General features: G+C 63.9%; 21 protein-coding genes. 17 read left to right on the forward strand and 4 right to left on the reverse strand.

Annotated elements, in window-relative coordinates; translation table 11 throughout:
• Nucleotides 1-35: 35 nt before the first annotated feature.
• The 3 genes from iolG (at nucleotide 36) to AC0L2H_RS05330 (ending at nucleotide 3423) form a co-directional block, all read left to right on the forward strand.
• A complete protein-coding gene (iolG, locus tag AC0L2H_RS05320) occupies nucleotides 36-1037 on the forward strand; it encodes an inositol 2-dehydrogenase (protein ID WP_473589218.1) in 1002 nt (333 codons plus the stop codon).
• Between the two features lie 26 nt (nucleotides 1038-1063).
• Nucleotides 1064-1858, forward strand: coding sequence for an SDR family oxidoreductase (locus tag AC0L2H_RS05325; RefSeq protein WP_473589220.1), 795 nt, complete (start codon nucleotides 1064-1066; stop codon nucleotides 1856-1858).
• Between the two features lie 473 nt (nucleotides 1859-2331).
• On the forward strand, nucleotides 2332-3423 hold the full coding sequence (locus AC0L2H_RS05330; RefSeq protein ID WP_473589221.1) for a 3-deoxy-7-phosphoheptulonate synthase: 1092 nt from the start codon (nucleotides 2332-2334) through the stop codon (nucleotides 3421-3423).
• Nucleotides 3424-3432: 9 nt separating this feature from the next.
• On the opposite strand, the gene AC0L2H_RS05335 is transcribed toward AC0L2H_RS05330, so the two are convergent.
• On the reverse strand, nucleotides 3433-4542 hold the full coding sequence (locus AC0L2H_RS05335) for a Gfo/Idh/MocA family protein (protein ID WP_473589222.1): 1110 nt from the start codon (nucleotides 4540-4542) through the stop codon (nucleotides 3433-3435).
• Nucleotides 4543-4701: 159 nt separating this feature from the next.
• On the opposite strand from AC0L2H_RS05335, the gene AC0L2H_RS05340 reads away from it, so the two are divergent.
• The 9 genes from AC0L2H_RS05340 to phnN all read left to right on the forward strand — a co-directional run bounded on the left by AC0L2H_RS05340 (nucleotide 4702) and on the right by phnN (nucleotide 14239).
• Nucleotides 4702-5547, forward strand: a complete 846-nt coding sequence (locus AC0L2H_RS05340; protein ID WP_473589469.1) for a MurR/RpiR family transcriptional regulator — start codon at nucleotides 4702-4704, stop codon at nucleotides 5545-5547.
• 156 nt (nucleotides 5548-5703) lie between these two features.
• A complete protein-coding gene (locus tag AC0L2H_RS05345) occupies nucleotides 5704-7638 on the forward strand; it encodes a bifunctional 5-dehydro-2-deoxygluconokinase/5-dehydro-2-deoxyphosphogluconate aldolase (RefSeq protein WP_473589223.1) in 1935 nt (644 codons plus the stop codon).
• Nucleotides 7639-7673: 35 nt separating this feature from the next.
• Complete coding sequence (gene iolD, locus AC0L2H_RS05350) at nucleotides 7674-9533, forward strand: 3D-(3,5/4)-trihydroxycyclohexane-1,2-dione acylhydrolase (decyclizing) (protein WP_473589224.1); 1860 nt, start codon at nucleotides 7674-7676, stop codon at nucleotides 9531-9533.
• A 42-nt stretch (nucleotides 9534-9575) separates the two neighbouring features.
• Nucleotides 9576-10493 carry a myo-inosose-2 dehydratase gene (gene iolE, locus AC0L2H_RS05355; protein ID WP_473589225.1) on the forward strand — a complete coding sequence of 306 codons (918 nt, stop codon included), beginning with the start codon at nucleotides 9576-9578 and terminating at the stop codon, nucleotides 10491-10493.
• 44 nt (nucleotides 10494-10537) lie between these two features.
• The gene (locus AC0L2H_RS05360; RefSeq protein WP_107649002.1) at nucleotides 10538-10780 is read left to right on the forward strand and encodes a DUF3329 domain-containing protein; all 243 of its coding nucleotides are present in this window, start codon (nucleotides 10538-10540) and stop codon (nucleotides 10778-10780) included.
• Nucleotides 10781-10784: 4 nt separating this feature from the next.
• Nucleotides 10785-11597 carry a 5-deoxy-glucuronate isomerase gene (gene iolB / locus AC0L2H_RS05365; RefSeq protein ID WP_473589226.1) on the forward strand — a complete coding sequence of 271 codons (813 nt, stop codon included), beginning with the start codon at nucleotides 10785-10787 and terminating at the stop codon, nucleotides 11595-11597.
• Between the two features lie 152 nt (nucleotides 11598-11749).
• A complete protein-coding gene (locus AC0L2H_RS05370) occupies nucleotides 11750-12457 on the forward strand; it encodes a DUF1045 domain-containing protein (protein ID WP_473589227.1) in 708 nt (235 codons plus the stop codon).
• A gap of 16 nt (nucleotides 12458-12473) precedes the next feature.
• Nucleotides 12474-13613: an alpha-D-ribose 1-methylphosphonate 5-triphosphate diphosphatase gene (locus tag AC0L2H_RS05375; protein ID WP_473589228.1), complete on the forward strand. Its 1140-nt coding sequence runs from the start codon at nucleotides 12474-12476 to the stop codon at nucleotides 13611-13613.
• The gene (gene phnN, locus AC0L2H_RS05380; protein WP_473589229.1) at nucleotides 13610-14239 is read left to right on the forward strand and encodes a phosphonate metabolism protein/1,5-bisphosphokinase (PRPP-forming) PhnN; all 630 of its coding nucleotides are present in this window, start codon (nucleotides 13610-13612) and stop codon (nucleotides 14237-14239) included. The genes AC0L2H_RS05375 and phnN overlap by 4 nt, the downstream gene beginning before the upstream one ends.
• 316 nt (nucleotides 14240-14555) lie before the next feature.
• On the opposite strand, the gene AC0L2H_RS05385 is transcribed toward phnN, so the two are convergent.
• From AC0L2H_RS05385 to AC0L2H_RS05395, 3 genes are all read right to left on the reverse strand, one after another.
• Nucleotides 14556-15551: an ABC transporter permease gene (locus AC0L2H_RS05385; protein WP_473589230.1), complete on the reverse strand. Its 996-nt coding sequence runs from the start codon at nucleotides 15549-15551 to the stop codon at nucleotides 14556-14558.
• Nucleotides 15552-15623: 72 nt separating this feature from the next.
• A complete protein-coding gene (locus tag AC0L2H_RS05390; protein WP_473589470.1) occupies nucleotides 15624-17168 on the reverse strand; it encodes a sugar ABC transporter ATP-binding protein in 1545 nt (514 codons plus the stop codon).
• A gap of 105 nt (nucleotides 17169-17273) precedes the next feature.
• Nucleotides 17274-18236: a sugar-binding protein gene (locus AC0L2H_RS05395; protein ID WP_473589231.1), complete on the reverse strand. Its 963-nt coding sequence runs from the start codon at nucleotides 18234-18236 to the stop codon at nucleotides 17274-17276.
• 585 nt (nucleotides 18237-18821) lie between these two features.
• Between AC0L2H_RS05395 and AC0L2H_RS05400 the strand changes: the two genes are divergently transcribed.
• From AC0L2H_RS05400 to AC0L2H_RS05420, 5 genes are all read left to right on the forward strand, one after another.
• On the forward strand, nucleotides 18822-19922 hold the full coding sequence (locus tag AC0L2H_RS05400) for a LacI family DNA-binding transcriptional regulator (RefSeq protein WP_473589232.1): 1101 nt from the start codon (nucleotides 18822-18824) through the stop codon (nucleotides 19920-19922).
• A 230-nt stretch (nucleotides 19923-20152) separates the two neighbouring features.
• Entirely contained in the window at nucleotides 20153-20305 is a 153-nt protein-coding gene (locus tag AC0L2H_RS05405) for a hypothetical protein (RefSeq protein ID WP_473589233.1), read from the forward strand.
• Nucleotides 20302-20472: a hypothetical protein gene (locus AC0L2H_RS05410; protein WP_473589234.1), complete on the forward strand. Its 171-nt coding sequence runs from the start codon at nucleotides 20302-20304 to the stop codon at nucleotides 20470-20472. The genes AC0L2H_RS05405 and AC0L2H_RS05410 overlap by 4 nt, the downstream gene beginning before the upstream one ends.
• On the forward strand, nucleotides 20469-21881 hold the full coding sequence (hydA, locus tag AC0L2H_RS05415) for a dihydropyrimidinase (protein WP_473589235.1): 1413 nt from the start codon (nucleotides 20469-20471) through the stop codon (nucleotides 21879-21881). The genes AC0L2H_RS05410 and hydA overlap by 4 nt, the downstream gene beginning before the upstream one ends.
• Before the next feature lie 1109 nt (nucleotides 21882-22990).
• A complete protein-coding gene (locus AC0L2H_RS05420) occupies nucleotides 22991-23236 on the forward strand; it encodes a hypothetical protein (RefSeq protein ID WP_473589236.1) in 246 nt (81 codons plus the stop codon).
• Nucleotides 23237-23262 lie beyond the last annotated feature (26 nt).

Here is a 23262-nt window from a genome sequence, read left to right on the forward strand (position 1 = left end):
GACATCGTTCGAACCATCCTTAAGGGAAATACCAGATGACTCTCCGCTTCGCTCTCCTCGGCGCCGGCCGTATCGGCAAGGTCCACGCCCGTGCTATCGGCTCCAATCCGCAGGCCAAACTGGTCGCGGTGGCGGACGCCTTCGAGAAGGCGGCGACCGACTTGGCATTGGCCTATGGCGCCGAAGTGCGCAGCATCGAGGCCATCGAGAAGGCCGGAGATATCGACGCGGTCGTCATCTGCACGCCGACCGACACCCATGCCGATTTGATCGAGCGTTTCGCCAAGGCCGGCAAGGCGATCTTCTGCGAAAAGCCGATCCACCTCGATGCCAAGCGCGTGGAACAATGCCTTGAAGTGGTCGACAAGGCCAAAGCCACCTTGATGGTTGGTTTCAACCGCCGCTTCGACCCGCATTTCGCCGCCGTGCGCAAGGCGATCGACGACGGCGCCATCGGCACGGTCGAGATGGTGACCATCACGTCCCGCGATCCCGGCCCGCCGCCGCTCGACTATATCAGCCGCTCGGGCGGTATCTTCCGCGACATGACCATCCATGATTTCGACATGGCGCGCTTCCTGCTCGGTGAGGAGCCGGTAGCGGTCAGCGCCCATGCCTCTGTCCTGGTCGACAGACAAATCGGCGAAGCCGGCGATTTCGACAGCGTCAGCGTCATCCTCGAGACCGCCTCCGGCAAGCAGTGCATCATCTCCAATTCGCGCCGCGCCACCTATGGCTATGACCAGCGCATCGAGGTGCATGGCTCGAAGGGCATGGTCGCGGCCGAGAACCAGCGGCCGGTGTCGATCGAACTGGCCAACGACAAGGGCTATACGCGCCCGCCGCTGCACGACTTTTTCATGACCCGCTATATCGACGCCTATGCCAATGAGATCGCCGCCTTCATCACGGCGGTGACATTGGGCAAGAAGGCCGCACCGAGCGGCAAGGACGGGCTTGTTGCCCTGGAACTGGCGGACGCGGCGCTGAAGTCGGCGAAGTCCGGCAAGACCGTGCGCCTCGACAAGGCCAGCTGAATCAAGGTCGGACAAGGAGCATAGCCATGAGCGATTCATCTGGTCGCAATCGCGAGACGCGCGCCATCGTCACCGGCGGCGCACAAGGCATCGGCTTTGCCGTAGCCACTGCATTGGCAGACGAGGGCTGCCGGGCGCTGGCGCTGATCGGCCGCTCGCAGGAGAAAGGCGACAAGGCCGTCGCCACCTTCAAGAAAGCCGGCGTCGATGCGATCTTCATCAGTGCCGATGTTTCCAAAGTGGCCGACTGCAAGCGCGCTGTCGACACGGCGATCGGCCATTTCGGCACCGTCAACGCGCTGGTCAATGCAGCGGCCACCTCGGCGCGCGGGTCGCTGGTCGAGACCAGCGAAGAGCTTTTCGACACGATCTTCGCGACCAATGTGCGCGGTCCCTTCTTCCTGATGCAAAGCGTGGTGGCGCATCTGCTGGACAAGAAGGCGCCGGGCTCAATCGTCAATGTGCTGTCGATGTCGGCGCATTGCGGCCAATCCTTCCTGACGCCCTATTCGACCAGCAAGGGCGCGCTGATGACGCTGACCAAGAATGTCGCCAATGCCTATCGCAGCAATCGCATCCGCTGCAACGCGGTGCTGCCGGGCTGGATGGACACCGAGGGCGAAGCGATCGTGCAGAAGAAATGGCACGATGCGCCTGACAACTGGCTGGAGAAGGCCGAGGCCGCGCAGCCGATGGGCCAATTGGTGAAGCCGGACCAGCTTGCCCGACTGATCAGCTACATGGTCAGCCCGCAATCCGGCGTCATGACCGGGTCGCTGGTCGACTATGACCAGAACATCGCGGGATCGTCGCCGGAATGACGCCGGCGAGTCTAGCGAAAACGCCCATCACTTCGTCATCCACGGGCGGAGCAAGGAGCGTAGCGACGCAGCGCAGACCCGAGGATCCACGCCGTGACTTCAACGCGTTGCCGCGGTGCAGAATTCTGCTCCGCTGCGCTCTTCGGCTAGGGTCACGGAATGGATCCTAGGGTCTCCGCGACGGAGCTTCGCTCCTGCTTCGCCCTAGGATGACGAAGTTCGGGAGGCTTCAGCCAATCGCGAATAGGCTGGAGCAGACCTCCTCCTCATCAGACACGTGACAAGCGCCTCGGCTTCGACTATATCACCCCTCATGATCAACCTGACCGCCACGTATTGGTACTTTAGGAGCTCGCTGGCGGCGGGAGGATTGCGCTCGATCTGAAGATTGCAGCATCAAAATCCGAACAGCCGCCAGACCTGGCGGCTTTTTTGTTTCAGCCGGCAGGTCTCCCAATCAGGAGCAGAAAGCCGTGTTGACCACCACAGACGATCTTCGGGTCAGGGAAATCCGAGAACTGAGTACGCCGGACCAGGTGATGCGGGAGATACCGCGCACGCTGACGGCGACGCGCACCGTTGCCGCCTCACGCAACGCCATCCATTCCATCCTGACCGGCGCCGATGATCGACTTGTTGTCATCGTCGGCCCTTGTTCCATTCACGATCCGGTCGCCGCCGTGGACTATGCCAGCCGTCTGGCGGCGCTGCGCGAGGCCTTGGCCGACCGGCTGGAGATCGTGATGCGCGTCTATTTCGAGAAGCCGCGCACGACGGTCGGCTGGAAGGGCCTGATCAACGATCCCGACCTCGACGGCAGCTTCAACATCGACAAGGGATTGCGGATGGCGCGCAACGTGCTCTCGGCGGTCAACAATCTCGGCCTGCCGGCGGCGACCGAATTCCTCGACATGGCGACGCCGCAATACATCGCCGACCTCGTCGCCTGGGGCGCCATCGGCGCGCGCACGACCGAGAGCCAGATCCATCGCGAACTCGCCTCCGGCCTGTCCTGCCCGGTCGGCTTCAAGAACGGCACAGACGGCAATGTGCGGATCGCCGCCGAGGCGGTGAAATCCGCCGCCCAGCCGCATCATTTCATGGCGGTGACGAAGGGCGGGCGCAGCGCCATTGCGACAACCACCGGCAACGAGGACTGCCACGTCATCCTGCGCGGTGGTATCCAGCCCAATTATGACGCGGCGAGCATCGCGGCGGCGAGCGCGGAGCTCGGGCGAACCGGTGTCGCGCAGCGGCTGATGGTCGATGTCAGCCACGCCAACAGCTCGAAAAAGCCGGAGAACCAGCCGAAAGTGGTCGCCGACGTGGCCGGCCAGGTGGCGGCGGGCGACGAGCGCATCATCGGCGTCATGATCGAGAGCAATCTCGTCGCCGGCCGCCAGGATGTTGTATCGGGCAAGCCGCTCGTCTACGGCCAGAGCATCACCGACGGCTGCATCGACTGGGCTACAACCGAGACAGTGCTGCATGGCTTTGCCGAGGCGGTCGAACGGCGTCGGTCGGCGCGCCGCGCCATGATCGCCGGGCGTCCGGGAGCGGCCTGACGCGGAAGATTACCGCACATCCACCCAGCGCTTTTCCTCGAACGAGCGCGCCATCGCATGCACGGTGCGCTCGATCTCCAGGCCCTCGTCGAAATCGATGATGCGCGCCGGCTTGCCGGCCAGCCTGGTCAGGAGTTCCCGGCATTCGATCATCTTGAGGTCGTTGAAGCCGAGGCCGTGGCCGGGCGCCGGCACGAAGGCGTCGTAAGGCTTGTGGTGCGGCGCCACGAGGATGGTGCGGTAGCCCTGCTCGGTCGGGCGGTCCGATGTGAGATAGAGCTGGAATTCGTTCATTCGCTCCTGGTCGTAGAGGATCGAGCCCTTCGAGCCGAATATCTGGATGGCGATCCGGCCCTTGCGGCCCCAGGCCGAACGGTTGACCAAAAGCGTGCCGGCGACGCCGTTTTCGAGATGCATGAGCACGCTGGCGATGTCGTAGGTCTCGACCGCGCGACGTCCGCCGGAAGCGAGTTTGCGGTCGGCATAGGGCTTGGTCATGTCGCACATGACGCGTGCGACATGACCGAACAGCACCGAGACCAGCGACAGCGGATGCACGGCGAAATCATCGAGCGCACCGTAGCCGGACGCAGCCTCATGCTTCCAAAAGAACAGCGCCTCCGGATCGGCCATGAAATCCTCGTCCATCTCGATGCGCAGAAGGTTGACCTCGCCGATGATCTTCTCGTCGAGCAGCGCGCCGATATGGCGGATGGCCGGGTTCTGGATGTAGTTGTAGCCGAGCGCTGCCACCTTGCCGGACTTTTTCGCTGCCGCCGCCATGGCTTGCGCTTCGGCGAAGCCCGGCGCCATCGGTTTTTCGCACCATAGATGCTTGCCGGCTTCGAGGATGGCGATGGCCATTTCCGGATGAAACTGGTTTGGCGTGGTCAACGAGACGATGTCGACCTCGGGGTCGTTGACGACGGCGCGCCAGTCGCCGGAACCCCTGGCGAAGCCGAATTCGCCCGCCTTGCGTTTGGCAAGCTCGTCATTGATCTCGCCGAGATGGACCAGCCGCGGCTTGGCCACGTCGGGAAAGACGGCGCCGACGGCGTTCCAGGCGATGGCATGGCACTTGCCCATGAAGCCCGTGCCGATGAGGCCCACTCCGACCATTTCCGTCATCTCCAAATGCAAAGGAAAAACTGATGTGGATGAATTAATCCATTTTCCTCGCAAATGGAACGTGTGGCTCATTTTTTATGGTCTTCTTGCACAAGCCCGCTATGATGAGGCAGGAGAGGGAATACCGACATGGCCTTGGGCGGAGCGACGATGGACGAACGGGTGCCCCGCGATTTCGAAACGCTGCGCGCGACAATCCTGGAGCGGCGCCAGAGCCTGCCCAAGCGTATCGCGCAGATCGCCGCCTATGCGCTCGATAACCCTGATGACATTGCCTTCGGCACCGCCGCCAGCATCGCCGCTTCGGCGGGTGTCCAGCCCTCGACGCTGATCCGCTTTGCCCAGCAGCTTGGCTTTGACGGCTTTACCAGCCTGCAGCAGGTGTTTCGCGAGCGCCTGCGCGAACGCAATTCCTCCTATGACGAAAGACTTGCGGCACTGCGCGCCAAGGCCGAGGAAGGCGCCGGCCACCGGGCGATCTTCGACGGTTTCGTCGCCGCCGCCAGCACCTCGCTCAGCGACATTTCGCGCACGCTGAACGAAGAGCATTTCGAAGAGGCGATCGCCCTTCTGGCAAAGGCCGAGACCATCTATGTGCTGGCCAAGCGCCGCTCCTATCCGGTCGCCTCCTACATCGCCTATGCACTTGGCAAGCTCAAGATCCGCAACCAGTTGATCGAGTCGGCCGCTGGCCTGAACGCCGAGATGATCGGCTTTGCGACGCCCGCGGATGCCGTCATCGCCATCAGTTTTTCACCCTATGCGCCGGCGACCATCGAGGAAACGCGCACCATCTCGGACCAGGGCGTGCCGATCGTGGCCATCACCGACAGCTCGTTCTCGCCGCTCGCCCAATTCGCCAAGGTGTGGTTCGAGGTCGCCGAGGCCGATTTCGGCGGCTTTCGCTCGCTGTCGGCGACGATGGCGCTGGCCATGGCGCTGACCGTTGCCGTCGGCGAGAAGCGGCGCGATGCCGGGCGCAAGCGCAAGGCTTAGCGGCCATCGCGTCAGCACTTTTCGGCAAAGGAATGCTCGTTCCATATTGACTATGGATTGGAATTATTATTTCATATTGCCGGCGCCACGCTGCCGCTCGCGCGTGTTACCCAAAACAACGTGTTGCCAAGACAACAAGGCCGATGGGAGGTTCGAATGGGCGAAGCCGTGGACGCGAAACATGCGCCGCTCGACATCATCACCATCGGTCGCGCCTCGGTCGACCTCTATGGCCAGCAGATCGGCTCGCGCCTGGAGGATATCACCTCCTTCGCCAAATCGGTCGGCGGCTGTCCGGCCAACATTTCGGTCGGCACCGCGCGGCTCGGCCTGCGCTCGGCGCTGCTCACCCGCGTCGGCGACGAGCAGATGGGCCGCTTCATCCGCGAGCAGCTGAAACGCGAAGGTGTATCCGTCGACGGCCTGAAGACAGATCCCGACCGGCTGACCGCACTGGTGCTGTTGTCGGTCGAGGAGGAAGGCGTCTCGCCGATGATCTTCTATCGCACCGACTGCGCCGATATGGCGCTTTCGGAGGACGATATCGACGAGGCGTTCATCGCCTCGGCGCGCGCCATTGTCGTCACCGGCACACACTTCTCCCGTCCCAACAGCGATGCCGCGCAGCGCAAGGCCATCCGCATCATGAAGGCCAGGGGTGGCAAGGTGGTGTTCGACATCGACTACCGCCCCAACCTCTGGGGACTCGCCGGCCATGCCGAAGGGTTCGAGCGCTATGTCAAATCGGACCGGGTCTCGGCCCAGTTGAAGACGGTGCTGCCCGACTGCGACCTCATCGTCGGCACCGAAGAGGAGATCATGATCGCGTCGGGCGCCGACGATTGCCTGAGCGCGCTGAAGACCATCCGCTCACTGTCCTCGGCGACCATCGTGCTGAAGCGCGGCGCCATGGGCTGCATCGCCTATGACGGGCCGATCAGCGACGATCTCGAGGACGGCGTCGTCGGCAAGGGTTTCCCGATTGAGGTCTACAATGTGCTCGGCGCCGGCGATGCCTTCATGTCAGGCTTCCTGCGCGGCTGGCTCGGCGGCGAAAGCCTTGCCACGGCGGCGACCTGGGCCAATGCCTGCGGCGCCTTCGCCGTATCGCGGCTGCTCTGCGCGCCGGAATATCCGACCTTCGAGGAATTGCAGTTCTTCCTCAAGAACGGCAGCAAGCATCTGGCGCTGCGCAAGGACGAGGCGATCAACCACATCCACTGGGCGACGACGCGCCGGCGCGACATCCCCGCGTTGATGGCGCTGGCCTGCGACCATCGCGTGCAGCTCGAGGACGTCGCCGCCAAAGCCGGCGCCGATGCCTCGCGCATCCCCGCCTTCAAGGTGCTGACGGTCAAGGCAGCGGCAAAGGTCGCCGCCGGCCGCGCCGGCTACGGCATGCTGCTCGACGAGAAATATGGCCGCGACGCGATGTTCGAGTTCGCCCGCCATTCCTTTGCCTGGCTCGGCCGGCCGGTAGAACTGCCGGGGTCGCGGCCGCTGCGCTTCGAATTCTCGCAGGACATCGGCTCACAACTGGTCGAATGGCCGGTCGACCATTGCATCAAATGCCTGTGCTTCTATCATCCCGACGATCCGCCAGCGCTGAAGGAGGAGCAGCAACAGAAGCTCAGGAGTCTGTTCGAGGCCGCGCGGAAAGTGGGTAGAGAACTTCTCATCGAGATCATCGCCGGCAAGCATGGCAAGCTCGACGACAAGACGATTCCGCGCGCGCTGGAGGAACTCTATGGGCTCGGCATCAAGCCCGACTGGTGGAAGCTCGAACCGCAGGCCTCGGCAAACGCCTGGGCCAGAATCGAGGCGGTAATCCTGAAGCACGACCAATGGTGCCGCGGCGTCGTGCTGCTCGGGCTGGAGGCGCCGCAGGACGAGCTGGAAGCGGCCTTTGCCGCCACCGCCAAGGCGCCCATCGTCAGGGGCTTTGCCGTTGGCCGCACCATTTTCATCAATGCCGCCGAACAATGGCTCGCCGGCAGGATGTCGGACGACGAGGCTATCGCCGACATGGCGTCGCGCTTCGAGAAACTGACCGACGCATGGCTTGCCGCGCGTGGCCGCAAAGCAGCATAAGAAGGCGCGGCAAGAGGACTGCGGAGGAAAACAGCATGACCAAGACGATCCGCCCGAAGATGGCCCGCCTGACGATGGCGCAGGCGCTGACGCGTTTCCTGTCCCGCCAGATGACCGAGATCGACGGCAAGAGGATGCCGATCTTCGGCGGTGTCTGGGCGATCTTCGGCCATGGCAATGTCGCCGGCGTCGGCGAGGCGCTGTACCAGGTGCGCGACGAACTGCCCACCTTCCGCGCCCATAACGAGCAGGCGATGGCGCATGCCGCGATCGCCTATGCCAAGGCCAATTTCCGCCGCCGCTTCATGGCGGCGACCAGTTCGATCGGCCCCGGCGCGCTCAATATGGTGACGGCGGCGGCGCTTGCGCATGTAAACAGGTTGCCCGTCCTGTTTCTGCCCGGCGACGTCTTCGCCAACCGCTTGCCCGATCCCGTGCTGCAGCAGGCCGAGGATTTTTCCGACGGCACGGCGACGGTCAATGACTGCTTCAGGCCGGTGTCGCGCTATTTCGACCGCATCACCAGGCCGGAGCAGATCATCCCTGCGCTCAATCGCGCCATGCAGGTGCTGACCGACCCGGCCGAATGCGGCCCGGTGACGCTGTCGCTTTGCCAGGACGTGCAGGCCGAGGCCTATGACTATCCTGAAAGCTTCTTTGCCGAACGGGTCTGGCATCAGCGCCGGCCGCGCCCGGACCGTGGCGAATTGGCCGCCGCGGTGACGGCGCTGAAGGGTGCCAAGAAGCCGCTGGTGATCGCCGGCGGCGGCGTGCTCTATTCGCAGGCTTCCGGAGAACTGGCCAAGCTCGTGCAGGGCGCCGGCATTCCGGTCTGCGAGACGCAAGGCGGCAAATCCTCGCTGCCGGACGATCATCCGCTCAACATGGCGGCGGTCGGCGTCACCGGCACCTCGGCAGCCAACCGGCTGGCGGAAGAGGCCGACGTGGTGCTTGCCGTCGGCACCAGGCTGCAGGATTTCACCACCGGTTCCTGGGCGCTGTTCAAGACTTCCGGCAAGACCATCATCGGTCTCAACGCCCAGGTCTTCGACGCCGGCAAGCACTGGGCGCTGCCGCTGGTCGCCGACGCGGCCGAAGGGCTCGCCGAACTCGGCGCGGCGCTGAAAGGCTGGAAGGCGCCCGCCGCCTGGACCGACAATGCGATGAAGGGCAAGACGGCATGGCAGGCCGAGGCCGCCAAGGTGACAGCCTCGACCAATGCCGCCTATCCCTCGGACGCGCAGGTGATCGGCGCCGTCCAGCGCGCCATGGGTTCCGGCGTGATCTTGCTGAATGCGTCGGGCGGGCTGCCGGGCGAACTGCACAAGCTCTGGCAGGCGGGGGCGCCCGGTTCGTACCACGGCGAATACGGCTTCTCGACCATGGGCTATGAAATAGCCGGCGGGCTCGGCGCCAAGATGGCGAAGCCCGACCAGGAGGTCGTCGTCATGATCGGCGATGGCTCCTATCTGATGATGAATTCCGAAATCGCCACATCGGTGATGCTCGGCCTCAAGCTCACCATCGTGCTGCTCGACAACAGGGGTTATGGCTGCATCAACCGGCTGCAGATGGCGACCGGCGGCGCCAATTTCAACAATCTCCTGAAGGACGCCCGCCACGAGGTGATGCCCGACATCGACTTTGCCGCGCATGCGGCAAGCCTTGGCGCGGTTGCCGAGAAAGTGCCGTCGATCGCCGGGCTGGAGACGGCGCTGGCAAAGGCGAAAGGCAACAACAGGACGACGGTGCTGGTCATCGACACCGACCCGCTGGTGTCGACCGATGCCGGCGGCCATTGGTGGGATGTCGCCGTGCCGGAAGTCTCAGTGCGGCCGCAGGTCAACGCCGCGCGCAAGAAATATGAGGAAGCTGTGGGCAGCCGGCAGGGCTGAATCCGGCTTCGCCTGGCAACGATCTGACAGTGGAGTGACGACTTGAAAGCCAAACTGGGCATGTCCCCCATCGCGTGGTGGAACGACGACCTTGCGGAACTGAGCGATGATGTCTCGCTGGAGGAATGTCTGCGCCAGTCGCGCTCGGCGGGCTTCACCGGCATGGAGATGGGCCGCCGCTTCCCCAACGACCCCAAGATCATGCTGCCTATCCTGAAGGAGGCCGACGTGACGCTCTGCGGCGGCTGGTTCTCCGGCACGCTGGTCGATGAGGAAATGGCAGGTAACAAGGATCGCATCCAGCCGATGATCGATCTGTTCAAGGCGGTGAACGCGCCTTGCATCGTCTATGGCGAGGTCGGCCGCTCGATCCAGGGCGACCGTTCGAAGCCGCTCGCCACCAAGCCAAAACTTTCCGGCGACGAGATGAAGGCCTATGCCCGGCGCCTGACCGAATTCGGCGAGTGGTGCGCCGAGCAAGGCATGCCGCTCTCCTACCACCATCACATGGCGGCGGTGGTCGAGACCGAGCCGGAGCTCGATGCCTTCATGCGCCATTCGGGCGAAGGCATTCCGCTGCTGCTCGATGCCGGCCATCTGGCCTTTGCCGGTGGCGATGTGCTGCGCGCCATCGACAATCACCACCGGCGCATCAATCATGTCCATGTCAAGGATGTGCGAATGGGTGTGATCGACAGGCTCGACCGTACCAGGCAATCCTTCCTCGATGCGGTCGCGCTGGGCGCCTTCACCGTGCCGGGCGACGGCTCGCTCGATTTCGGCGCCATCGTGCAAAGGCTGGCGGATCATGGCTACGAAGGCTGGTTCGTGGTCGAGGCCGAGCAGGACCCGAAGAAGAACCCGCCGCTCAGGATGGCTGAAGTCGGCTACAAGGAGCTGATGCGGGTGATGACGGCCGCAGGCTACACAGTTGAAACACAGGGCTTCCCCAATGCCTGATTGCGGTGGTTTCCGGTGAAGCAGGCTTGCTATAGGTTGGTCCGATGAAGGATTCAGAACACCCATTCTTCCGGCCGCTCTGGCGGCGTGTCGCCATCGTCGCGGTCTGCCTGGTGTGGGCGGTGATCGAATTCGCCTCCGGCACGCCGTTCTGGGGCATGATTGCGCTCGGCTTCGCCGGCTACGCCGTCTGGCAGTTCTTCTATCTTTACAAGCCGGCGGACGAGAGCAGGCCATCGGCTGGCGCCGAGCCTGAGGCATCGGCTGAAGCCGAACCGAAGGAATGACCCGATGTCGAAACTGCTGGTAAAGGCCAACAAGGGCCATGGCCGCGTCGCCCATGTCACGCCCAGAAGCGCCGGCTGGACCTATGTCGGCTTCGACCTGCACCGGCTGAAGCCCGGCGAGACGGCGTCCGGGCAAACCATCGACCGCGAGGTCTGCCTGGTGTTCGTCACCGGCAAGGGCAAGGCGATGGCCGGCGGCAAGGATCTCGGCCTGCTGGGTGAACGCATGTCGCCTTTCGAGAGCAAGCCCTGGTCCGTCTACATTCCCCAGGATTCCGACTGGTCGGTTACCGCCGATACCGATCTCGAACTCGCCGTCTGCTCGGCGCCCGGACTTGGCGGCGGCCTGCCGGTCCGTGTCATCGCGCCGGACGATCTCGGCCAGGAGGTGCGCGGCAAGGGCACCAACACGCGCTACGTCACCAACATCCTGCCGGAGGGCAGGCCGGCCGACTCGCTGCTGGTGGTCGAAGTCATTACCCCGGGCGGCCATACGTCGAGCTATCCGCCGCACAAGCACGACCGGGACAATCTGCCTGATGAATCCTATCTCGAGGAGACCTACTACCATCGGCTCAACCCGCCGCAGGGCTTTGCCTTCCAGCGCGTCTATACCGATGCCGACGGGAACGGCGCCCGTGCGCTGGACGAGGCGATGGCGATCGAGGATGGTGATGTCGTGCTGGTGCCCGAGGGCTACCATCCATGTGCCGCCTGCCACGGTTATGACCTTTATTATCTCAACGTCATGGCCGGGCCGAAGCGGACGTGGAAATTCCACAACGCGCCGGAGCACGAATGGCTGATGAAGGCCTGATCGATCGTTCCCACGGCTGCATTGATTGGTCCAGAACGAAAAAAACGTCGGCTAATGATCCGACCCGGCCGGTTTGCCATCGAAAATGCCGCAAAGCTTCGTCAATTCGTCATGCAAATCGCCTATGGCAGCGGTACTGACGAGGATTTTCGATGCGCTACGCGATCTATTTCACCCCCAGGCAGGACGAGCCGCTGGCGCGGATCGCCGCCAACTGGCTCGGCCGTGACCCGTTCGGCGCCGCGACCCGGCCGGTCGAGGCGGTGGGTGATTTGTCGGCGGCGGAAGTCGCCTTTCACACCGCTTCGGCACGCCGCTACGGTTTTCACGCGACGCTGAAGGCGCCTTTCCGGCTGGCTGCGAGCGAGACGGAAGCCTCGCTGCGCGCCGCACTCGACAGCTTTGCCGAAGCGACGCCCGTGGTGATGATCCCGCGCCTTGTCGTCAGCCAGATTGACGGCTTCTTCGCGCTGGTGCCCGAGGCGCCGCTGCCGGCGCTCAATCGCTTCGCCGGCGATGTCGTACTCGCCTTCGACCGCTTCCGCGCGCCGCTGACCGAGGCCGAAATCGAACGGCGCAGCCCCGATTCGCTGAAGCCGGACGAGTTCCGCAACCTCTGCCAGTGGGGCTACCCTTACGTCTTCGAGACTTTTCGTTTCCACATGACGCTGTCCGGCCGCGCCGGGCCACAGGAAAGCCTTCGTCTTCGTGCAGCAATCGAGAGCCTGTTTGCCGAGGTCCTGCTGCGGCCGGTGCCGGTGGACGCGTTGACGCTGTTTGTCGAAACCGAACCCGGCGCCCCGTTCATGGTGCTATCCCATCATGCGCTCGGGCGTCGCCCGGCCAGAAAAACTGCTTGAGATAGGACTGCCTGAAATGACCGCCGAGACCGTTCTTACCAACGCCCGCATCGTGCTTGCCGACGAGATCGTCGAAGGCTCGCTGGTGCTGCGCGACGGCCTGATCGCCGCCATCGATCCGGGCGCCGCCCGTTCGGGCGAGGACATGGGTGGCGACTACATCATCCCAGGGCTGGTCGAACTGCACACCGACCATCTCGAAGGCCATTACGCGCCGCGGCCGAAGGTGCGCTGGAACCCCATCGCCGCCGTGCTCGCCCACGACGCACAGGTGGCGACCGCCGGCATCACCACGGTGCTCGACGCGCTGCGCGTCGGCATGGACGAGGATGCCGACCTGAACGCAGACGACATCCGCAAGCTGGCCGACGCGATCGAGGACAGCGTCGCGCAGGACCGGCTCAGAGCCGACCATTTCATCCATCTGCGCTGCGAGGTTTCGGCGCCGGACTGCCTCAGGGCTTTCACCAATTTCGAGCACGACGACAGGGTGAGGCTGGCATCGCTGATGGACCATGCGCCGGGCCAGCGCCAGTTCGTCGATCTCGACACCTATGCCTATTATTACCAGCGCAAGCTGAAGCTGACGGATAGCGACTTCCAGAAGTTCTGCGAAAAGCGGATGGCGGAATCGGCGATGAATTCAGGCCCGAACCGCGTCTTCATCGCCGCCGCCTGCCATGAGCGCGGCATCGTGCTGGCCAGCCATGACGACGCCACGACAGGCCATGTCGACGAGGCGGTCGAGCAAGGCGTCCGCGTCGCCGAATTCCCGACCACCGAGGAAGCGGCAAGGGCCTCCAAGCAGGCCGGGCTCGGTGTGCTGATGGGGGCGCCGAACGTCATGCGCGGCGCCTCGCATTCGGGCAATGTGTCGGCCCGCACGCTGGCCGGCGACGGGCTGCTCGACATATTGTCGTCCGACTACATTCCCTTCAGCCTGATCCAGTCGGCCTTCTTCCTCGGCGATGTGGTCGAAGGCATCTCACTGCCGCAGGCGGTGGCGATGGTGTCGAAGAACCCGGCCGAGGCGGTCGGCCTTGCCGATCGCGGCGTCATCGAGCAGGGCCGGCGCGCCGATCTGGTGCGCGTGCGCGTCGATGACCATGTGCCTGTCGTGCGCACCGTCTGGCGGCAGGGTCGGCGCGTCGCATGATGGTGTCGGCGTTGATCGAGCGCGAGTTGTCGGCTGAGGCGTTTCCGATCCGCGAAGGCGTCTTCGTCGCTGTCGTCGGGCCGAGCGGCGCCGGCAAGGACACGGTGATCGGCTATGCCCGCGCCCTGTTTGCCGAGGAAAGCCGGTTGGAGTTCGTGCGCCGGGTCATCACCCGGCCGAGCGACGCCGCGAGCGAGGAGCACGACACGCTGGCCGACGCGGCCTTTGCCGAGGCCGAGGCCGACGGCGCCTTCGCCATTTCCTGGGAAGCGCATGGCCTGCACTATGGTATCCCGGCGGAAGTTGACAGTTCGGTCGCCAACGGGCGCGTGGCTGTGGCGAACGTGTCCCGCGCGATCATCCCGAAGCTGCGCGAACGCTACGCCAATCTGGCGGTCGTCGAGATCACCGCATCGCCGGAAATCCTGGCTGAGCGGCTGGCCATGCGCGGCCGCGAGTCGCGCGGCGAAGTGCTGGCGCGGCTTTCGCGCAGCGCCAATGTCGCGCTGTCCGGGCCCGGTGTCACCTCGATCGACAATGGCGGCCCACGCGAAGCGGCAGGCGAGCGTTTCGCCGAGGTGCTGCGCAAGGCGATGGCGTTCTCGGACATGTCAGGGCTTATTTGAACGGAACCTTCGCTATCCCAGGGCGAAGCTCCGTCGCAGAGACCATAGGATTCATGCCGTGACCTGCGGTGCGGAACCTTTCGGAACGCTGGAGGGACAGCACCCCCCTCTGTCCTGCCGGACATCTCCCCCGCAAGGGGGAGATTGGATGTCGCGAATGCTTTCGCAAACCTCCAGCATCAAAGACGAGGCGCCAAGGCGGAAGCTGCTGATCTCCCCCCTTGCGGGGGAGATGTCCGGCAGGACAGAGGGGGTGCGAAGGAACTCGACGGAGGGTGCTTGGCTCGCTGCACCCAGGGATTGACGACGTGAGCCGCTACTCCGCCGGCGCTCCGGCCGTGCCCTTGCGGGTGGCGTCGAGCATCAGGCGGCGCTCGCGGAATACACCCCATTGCTGGTCGACCAGCACGCCGATCAGGATCACCCCGCCCATCACCGCGAAGTTGAGCGAGGAGGGGATGCCGAGCAGATTGACGAGGTTCTGCAGCTCCTGCAGCAGCACCGTGCCGAGGAGGACGCCGATCAGCGAGCCTTCGCCGCCGCGCAGCGAGAAGCCGCCGAGCACGGCGGCGGCAATGGCGTAGAGTTCGTAGAACTGGCCATGGCTGGCCGGCGAGATCGAGCGCGTGTACATGGCGAAATAGATCGCCGACAGCGCCGTCAGCACGCCGCAGATGACATAGGCCGCGATGACGACGCGGCCGGTGCGGATGCCGGAATATTTCGCCGCCTCCTCGTTCTTGCCGATGGCATAGAGATAGCGCCCGAACACCGAGCGATGCAGCACCACCCACATGACGATGGAGATGACGATGAGCGCGATAAAGGAGTTCGGCACGCCATAGCTGCGACCAGCAGTGAGGAATTCCAGTTCGGGGAAATTCTGGCCGAAGGCGAAACCCGCGGTGCCGTCGCCGGTGTAGAAGCGCGCCACGCCGCGATAGATCAAGAGGCCGCACAGCGTGACGACGAAAGGCTGCAATTTCAGCCGGGTGATCAGCCAGCCATGCGCCAGGCCGATGATGGCGCCTAGCACGATGATCAGCACGAAGGCCAGCGGCCACTCCATCTCGCGCACGGCGATGAAGTCGATGAACAGCGTGCCGAGCAGCGCGACCACCGATCCCACCGACAATTCGATGCCGCCAGTGATGATGACGAAGGCCTGGCCGATCGACAGTATGCCGAACAGGCCGATCAGGTTCGAGGTGTTGGCAAGGTTGATCGGCAAGAGGAAGCGCGGGTTGATGATCGCCACCACCGCTCCCACCACCAGGATCAGGATCAACAGACCGAGATCTTTTTTGCTCATCGTTATCCCTCCCCTAAGCAGGTTCCGCAAAAGTGTTCCGCGGTTTTGCGGAACCTGCGGCAAACCAAAAACCTATCTCGGCTTCTTGCCCACGGCCAGCAGCAGCACATTTTCCTGGCTGAAGTCGTCCTTGTCGAGAATGCCCGAGATCTGGCCCTCATGCATGACGGCGATGCGGTCCGAGACGCCGATCACCTCCTCCATGTCGCTGGAGATCATCAGCACGGCGACGCCGGCGTCGGCCAGCGCCCGCATCAGCCCGTAGATCTCGGCCTTGGCGCCGATGTCGATGCCGCGCGTCGGCTCGTCGAGGATCATGACCTTGGGGTTCATCGCCAGCCATTTGGCGAGCACAACCTTCTGCTGGTTGCCGCCCGACAGCGTGCCGGTGCGCGTCGCGACAGAGGGCGCCTTGATGCCGAGATTGTTCTTCTGCTTCTCGGCGGTGGCGACCTCGGCGCTGGCCGAGACCAGCTGATGTCTTGCATGCGCCGGCAGATTGGGCAGAGAGATGTTCTGGGCGATCGACAGGTCGAGCAGGATACCGGTCAGCTTGCGATCCTCGGGGACGAGGAAGATGCCGTTGGCCACGGCGTCGGCGGCCGATTTCAGCGCCAATTCCTGTCCGTCCAGCTCAACGCTGCCGCCGAAGCGCTCGTCGATGCCGAACAGAACGCGCGCCAGTTCGGTGCGGCCGGAGCCGACCAGGCCGGCCAGGCCGAGGATTTCGCCGTGCCTGACGTCGAGATCGACCGGCCGGTCGGGATAGGCGCCGGTGCGCACCGCCTTGGCCGACAGCGCGACGGAGCCGGGCGCGCGCGCCGCTTCCGAGGCCTTCTCGCGCTCCTTCAGCATGCGCCCGATCATCAGCTTGACCATCTGGTCGTGATTGATGGCGCTCTTCGGCAAGGTACCGGCCAACATGCCGTCCCTCAGCACCACGACGCGGTCGGCGACCCGCTCGACCTCGTGCAGGCGGTGCGAGATGAAGATGACGCTGATGCCCTCGGTCTTCAGCGCCTTGATGACGTCGAGCAGCTTGTCGGTCTCGGCAAGCGGCAGGCTAGAGGTCGGCTCGTCGAGGATGACCAGCCGCGCCTTGATCGACAGCGCCTTGGCGATCTCGACCATCTGTTGTTGGGCAAGCGACAGGGCCGATACCGGCGTGTCGGCCGAGAAATTGGCGCCGACGCGTTTGAGCAAAGGCGCCACCTGCGAGCGCAATCTGGCGCGATCCACCAGCTTGAGCGGACCGCCGCGCAATGGCTCGCGACCGAAGAAGATATTGGCGGCGACGTCGAGGTTTTCGAACAGATTGAGTTCCTGGTGGACGAAGGCAATGCCCGAACCGAGGCTGCCTTCCACGGTGAGACCGTCATGCGCGACGCCGTCGACCGTGATGGTGCCGCTGTCCGGCCTGGTCACGCCACCGAGTATCTTCATCAGCGTCGATTTGCCGGCGCCGTTTTCGCCGACCAGGCCGATGATCTCGCCTGGCCTGACTTCCATCGAAAACCCGTCCAGCGCGACCACGCCCGGATAGGTCTTGCGCACGCCCTCCAGGCTCAGGAACGGAGCGGTCGTCGATGCAACGATGGATGTGTCGGAATAATTCATCACGCCTGACAGCAGCCGGTTGGCCACAGACTGACGGGCCTCGCGAGGCCCGTCAATACGAATGCCGGCTCAGGGCGGACCGTGAGCCGGCGCAACTGCTTTGTCTTACTTGCCCGCCATCTTCGCCAGGTCGGCGGCGTAGGCGTCGACATCGTCCTTGCCGATGATCTTGGTCGGGATGATGATCAGCCCGTCGGCCGGAATGCCCGACTTGTCGCCCTTGAGATAGGCGGCCATCAGTTTCATGCCCTGATAGGCCCATTCGAAGGGCTGCTGCACGACGGTGGCAGCCACCGTGCCTTCCTTGACGCCGCCCAGCGTGATCGGATCGTCGTCGAAGCCGACGACGGTGATCTGGCCGAGCTTGCCGGCATCGCGCAGCGCTTCATAGATGCGCGGCGTGTTGTAGGAATAGAAGCCGACCATGCAGGTCACGTCGGGGCTGGCGACCAGCGCGTCCTCGACATTCTTCTTGGCGCGGGCCTGGTCGATATCGTCGCCGCGCACGTCGATCAGTTCGATCTTGGTGCCGGCGAGCCCGTCCTTCATGCCCTGGATGCGTTCCTTGGCATTGTCGGCGCCAAGCAGGCCGACGAAGCCGAGGCATTTGCCGCCATCGGGCATCGCCTTCTTGGCGATCTCGGCCGCCTGCTTGCCGGCATCGACGTTGGACGAGCCGATATAGGCGACGCGCTTGGTCTGCGGGGCGTCGCTGTCGGTGGTGAACAGCGCCGTTTCCGAGGCGATCTTGTTCAGCCCGTCGGTCGAGGTCTTGGGATCGACGGCCGACACCATGATCCCCTTGACGCCCGCGGTGACCAGATCGTCCATCAGCCGTTGCTGGATGGCGACCGACGACTGCTCGGGATATTTCAGCTCAAGATTATAGTCGGGCAATTCGCCCTGCGCCTTCTTCACGCCGGCTTCCGCCGCCTTCCAGAAGTCGGACGCGCCGTTGACGACAAAGGCCAGCGTCGGCTTGTCCTGGGCGCGCGCGATTGCGCTCGCCGACAGGCCGAGCAGCAGAGCCGCCGCGGCTACGGATGCAGTTCGCATTACAGATTTCATGTTCAACCTCCCATTTGGCACAGTCATTTCTGATCTGAAATTTGTCGATTGCGGCCTGGACGCCTCCTCCTCAAGGGTTGCGGCAGCGCAAGAACGGCGCCACCCCAAGCCGCAAACCGAACTCTAGACACACATTCGACGTTCGTAAATAGTCCGATTTGTCTGACATTTTCGTGATTGTACGGCGTCCCTTCCCGGCCTTCTTCCGGCCGCTTCGGCACGTCGCACGGTGGTTTCACAGCGTCCGGCTCGACCCGAGACGGACACGGCGGATTGACACTAGATCGCTTGCGGCTATTAGTAAATAACTATTAGTTATGCAGTTGGAAATCGTCCGCCGGGCGTGAGGAGGCGCGAGCAGCGGAATCATAGGGCAGGAGGGCATCGGCGATCGACTGCGCTGTTGCAGCGCAGCAAAACCGGGGAAAACCGCGCGGATTTGTTTACCGCGTGGCGGTCGTCGCACCGTCAGCGCCACCTGCTAATAACGATCAGCGCACTGCCATTTTCCATAAATGCGTCACGCCGGGCCATCTTGCCGCCGCGCGTGGCCAAGAACAGGCCGGGACTGGGAACCATGCTGCCATGAGCGAACCGACGGATGCCCTCGAAGCCACCAGGCGCCGAAAGCCGGCGGGCAAAAACCCGAAGGGCCGCGTCACCATGACCGACATCGCCAGGGCCGCCGGCTGCTCGCAGGCGACGGTCTCCTTCGTTCTCAACAACACGCCGGGCATCAGGCTGTCGCAGCAGACCCGCGAGCGGGTGATCGAGGCCGCGCGGGCTCTCGGCTATGCGCCGCCCGCCTTTTCCGCCCTGCGTGCCCCCGTCGCGCCGTTCGAAGGACTGGATGGGGTTATCGGTTTCGCCGTCGACCAGCTTGCCACCAGCCCCGAGGCGGTGGTCGCCATCGAGGGCGCGCGCCAGGCTTCATGGAACGCCGGCAACGTATTGCTGGTTGCGCAGACGATGGGCGATGCCGTCATGGAACCGCGCGCCATCGCGGCGCTGACCAGGCGGGGGATTTCGGCGCTGATTTACATGACCATCTTCACTCGCGAGATATCGGCCCCCGACTATCTCTACGGCCTCGACATCCCGGTCATCCTGCTGAACTGCTATACGTCGGACTATGCCTTCCCCGCCGTGGTGCCGAGCGAGATCGCCGGCGGGCAAAACTCGACCCGGCATCTGATCGGCCATGGCCACCGCCGCATCGCCACCATCACCGGCGAGCCCTGGATGCAGGCGGCGCAAGACCGGCTGAAGGGCTACCGCCGGGCGCTGGCGACGGCCGACATCCCGTTCGATCCGGAACTGGTGGTCGAAGGCGACTGGTCGGCAAGTGCCGGCTATGCGGCGACCGTCAAGCTGCTCGCGCTGAAGGACCGGCCGACCGCCATCTTCTGCCAGAACGACCGCACCGCCATCGGCTGCTATGAGGCGCTGAAAGAAGCCGGCCTGCACATCCCCGGGGATATCTCGGTCGTCGGCTATGACGACGAGGAGATCGCCCGCCATCTGTTCCCGCCTTTGACGACGTCGATCCTGCCGCATATGGCGATGGGGCAATGGGCGATCGAACAGCTCGAGATCCCCGCGCCGCCCGGCCGGGGCCGCTATCCCATCACCAAGCTCGAATGCCCGCTGGTCGAACGGGAATCGGTTGGCGCTGCGGCGGACTGACCGCGCATTCATGATCTATCTCTTTGATTTTAGGGCCGATATTTCAGGTCGAGTTGATCCTGAAATCATCCGGCTCTAGCGGCCACTCGTGCGTGCAAAATTTTGCGGATTGGCATACGGTTCGCCTCGCTCTGGCTGTGTTAAAACCTTGAATCCCAGCGAATAATCCAAACAATCACCGTGGAACCTTCCCTATTTTCGCATCGGCAGTTCACCAGGAGCAGATTGCAATGACTTCTCAGCATCGCCTTGGCCCGCCCCGCGATTTCGTCGGTTACGGCCGGCGGCCGCAAATCGCCTGGCCGGACGGACGTCTGGTCGCCGTCGATCTCGTGGTCCGCCACGGGGAAGGTTCGGAATATTCGCTGTTCGAGGGCGCATGATGACGATAGCTGTCCATGCGCGGTGGACCGGCCAGCCCAACAGGGCCGCCGCACTGGAGGGCGTGACCGAGGCGGTTCTGTCGAGGCCGGAGGCCGGCTTCATGCGCCGCAACGAAATCGCCCGGTACTGGCTGCCGCTGTTTCCAGCCGAGGGCGAGGCGCCATGATCACCCTGTCCGGTCGATTCGACCTCGTCGTGCGCGATGGCCTGGTGGCGTCAGGCGACGCCACCAGGCGGGCCGATATCGGCATTCGTGACGGATGCATCCAGGCGATTGCGGAGCGGATCGAGGACGCCACACAGATGGTCGAGGCCAAGGGACGCCTTGTGCTGCCCGGCGGTGTCGATGCGCATTGCCATCTGGACCAGCCCAACTATGGCGCGGTGTGCGCCGACGATTTCCGCAGCGGCACGCTGTCGGCGGCCTGCGGCGGAACGACGACGATCGTGCCGTTCGCCATGGCCCACGCCTCGGATCCGCTGGCCGAAACGGTCGCCGCCTACCGCCGTAAAGCCGATGGTCAAGCTCTGATCGATTACGCCATTCACCCGACGATCCAGGCGGCGACCGCCCGGACGCTGGAACAAGACCTGCCCGAACTCATCCGCAACGGCTATGCCTCGCTCAAGATCTTCACGACCTATGACGATTTCCGGCTCGGCGACACCGAGACCCTGGCGATCTTCAAAGTGGCGGCACGGTATGGCGCGCTGGTCATGGTGCATGCGGAAAACGACGCAATCATCGCGATGCTGAAAAAAGACCTTTTGAGCAAGGGCCTTGTCGCTCCCCGCTTCCACGCCGAGGCGCGACCGCCGATCGTTGAAAGCGAGGCGATCCACCGCATCGCCAGCTTTGCCGGACTGACCGGCGCCGAGGTGCTGATCGTCCACGTCTCCAGCCATGTCGGCCTCGAAGAAGTTACACGCGCACGCTCCCGGGGTGTCAGGATCCATGCCGAGACCTGTCCGCAATATCTGCTTCTGACAGAAGCCGACCTCGATCGCGAAATTGTCGAAGGCGCGAAATTCATGTGCAGCCCGCCGCTGCGGACCGTCGCCGACCAGGAGGCGCTGTGGGCCGGCATGGCGCGGGGCAACCTTACCATTTATTCCTCCGATCATTCGCCCTACCGGCTGACGGGACCAGGCGGCAAGCTGCAGCACGGTCCGCAATCGCGCTTCGACCAGATTGCGAATGGCATGCCTGGACTGGAGCTGCGGCAGCCGCTGTTGTTCAGCGAAGGGTATCTCAAAGGCCGCATCAGCCTCGCCCAGTTCATCGCGCTGAGCTCCACGAATGCCGCCGAACTGCACGGCATCGCGCCGCAGAAGGGTTCGATCGCCATCGGCGCCGACGGCGATCTCGCGATCTGGGACCAGGACCGGGAAACGACCGTCACAACGCAGATGCTGCACGACAATACCGGTCACACGCCCTATGAGGGCATGCGGATCCGGGGTTGGCCGGTCACCACCATCGCGCGCGGCGAGGTCATCGTCGACGACGGGCGCGTGCTTGGCACAGCCGGGCGCGGCCGCTTCGTTCCATCAAGGGCACGGGTTGCCTCATGAACCGGCTTGCCCCGTAGGGGCGTCGCCGACGGCATCCAGCGACTGGATCTCGCCCTCAGAGCACGAAGTATCAGGGAAATCCGGTCTCGCCGGCAAGGCGCGAGGTGTTGCCGTCACGGCGGAAAGGTGAATTTTTCTGTTGCAGCGAAATCGCTTTCGTCACCGGCGCGAGTTCGCGCCCCGGGCACGGCGATGGCAGGTCTGAAGGCTCCAAATAACGCTCGGTCTGGCCTCACTTGCCAGAACCTTCCCCAACGGCATTTTTGTCACAGGTCGATTAAGATCAGCTTATCCACAGCCAACAGTATTGATTCAGTATTTTCGCTGTCGCTAATCTAACATCCATTGCGTGCCTGACGGACGGGGGTATTTGGGGCAGACACGCAAAGGCCGCCGTCTGTTAAAAACTTGCGGCGGCCTATCAATTTCTCGCTGGCCGGGCAGCGCCGCGGCCTGCCAGCCCGTGGCCGGCGCAGTGGGCCGCGAAGCGTGGACGGCGGGCGCAGCGCCAAGGATGGGCGGGCTGAATTAGCCGGCCGACTTCATGAAATCGTGGCGGCGTGCACGAACATGTGCCAGCAAATTCGTTTCGTTGATGACCCCGGTCTGAAAGAGGGTCAGCGTCGTCGAGGCCAAAATCTCACCATCTATTGAGGTGCTGTACCATTTGGCGTCAGCGGCTACCTGGTCGATTTTACCCTTTTGCACATCGCGCGATCTTCAGGTCTCAGAGTCTCTCCCCCTATTTCATGATGTAGTCGCGAAAGACAAACACTCGTTCCACGGGCTTGTGGACCCAAGGGCGAAGCAGCGGCCCGGCTCCTGCCAAACGGTATGGAGCCGGGCCTTACCGGAGGGGCTTTGCGGGGGGCTCCGGCTGGCGAAAATGTATGCGTTAATGCTAATATCTGCGAAGCATTCGAATGAAGGATGGCGAAGCCCCGCGCTTACCTCGAGTTGACGAACTGTTCCGCCGGCGGCTCGAGCCAGGAGCATCCGAAACCGGTCGGCCCGCCGAAACGCGCTGTTAACACCGTTTGCGGGTGACAGGATGCCGGCCGCAGTTCCAAAGTGTAGGATGCCGCCAGCTGTCAGCCGCGGAGGCGAAAATGAGTTTCCTTCGGATTGCGCTCCTGTGCACGGCCATGATCGGCCTGGCAGGGATGCCGGCCGTTCGCGCCGAGGATCAGCCTGTTGCACAGGACAGCGAAACCACGAAAGAGCAGCCGCCAGTTCATTGCGAGGGGCAGAACTGCCTCCCACCGGCAGATGATCCTGTCGAGGAATGCACCGGGCAAGATTGCACGCCAGCTCCGCCGACTGAGTCCGCTCCACAAATTGAACAGGTCAAGTGAGCTGGCCAATTGAAATCGATAGCGCC

It is taken from the genome of Mesorhizobium sp. WSM4871, assembly GCF_055811295.1.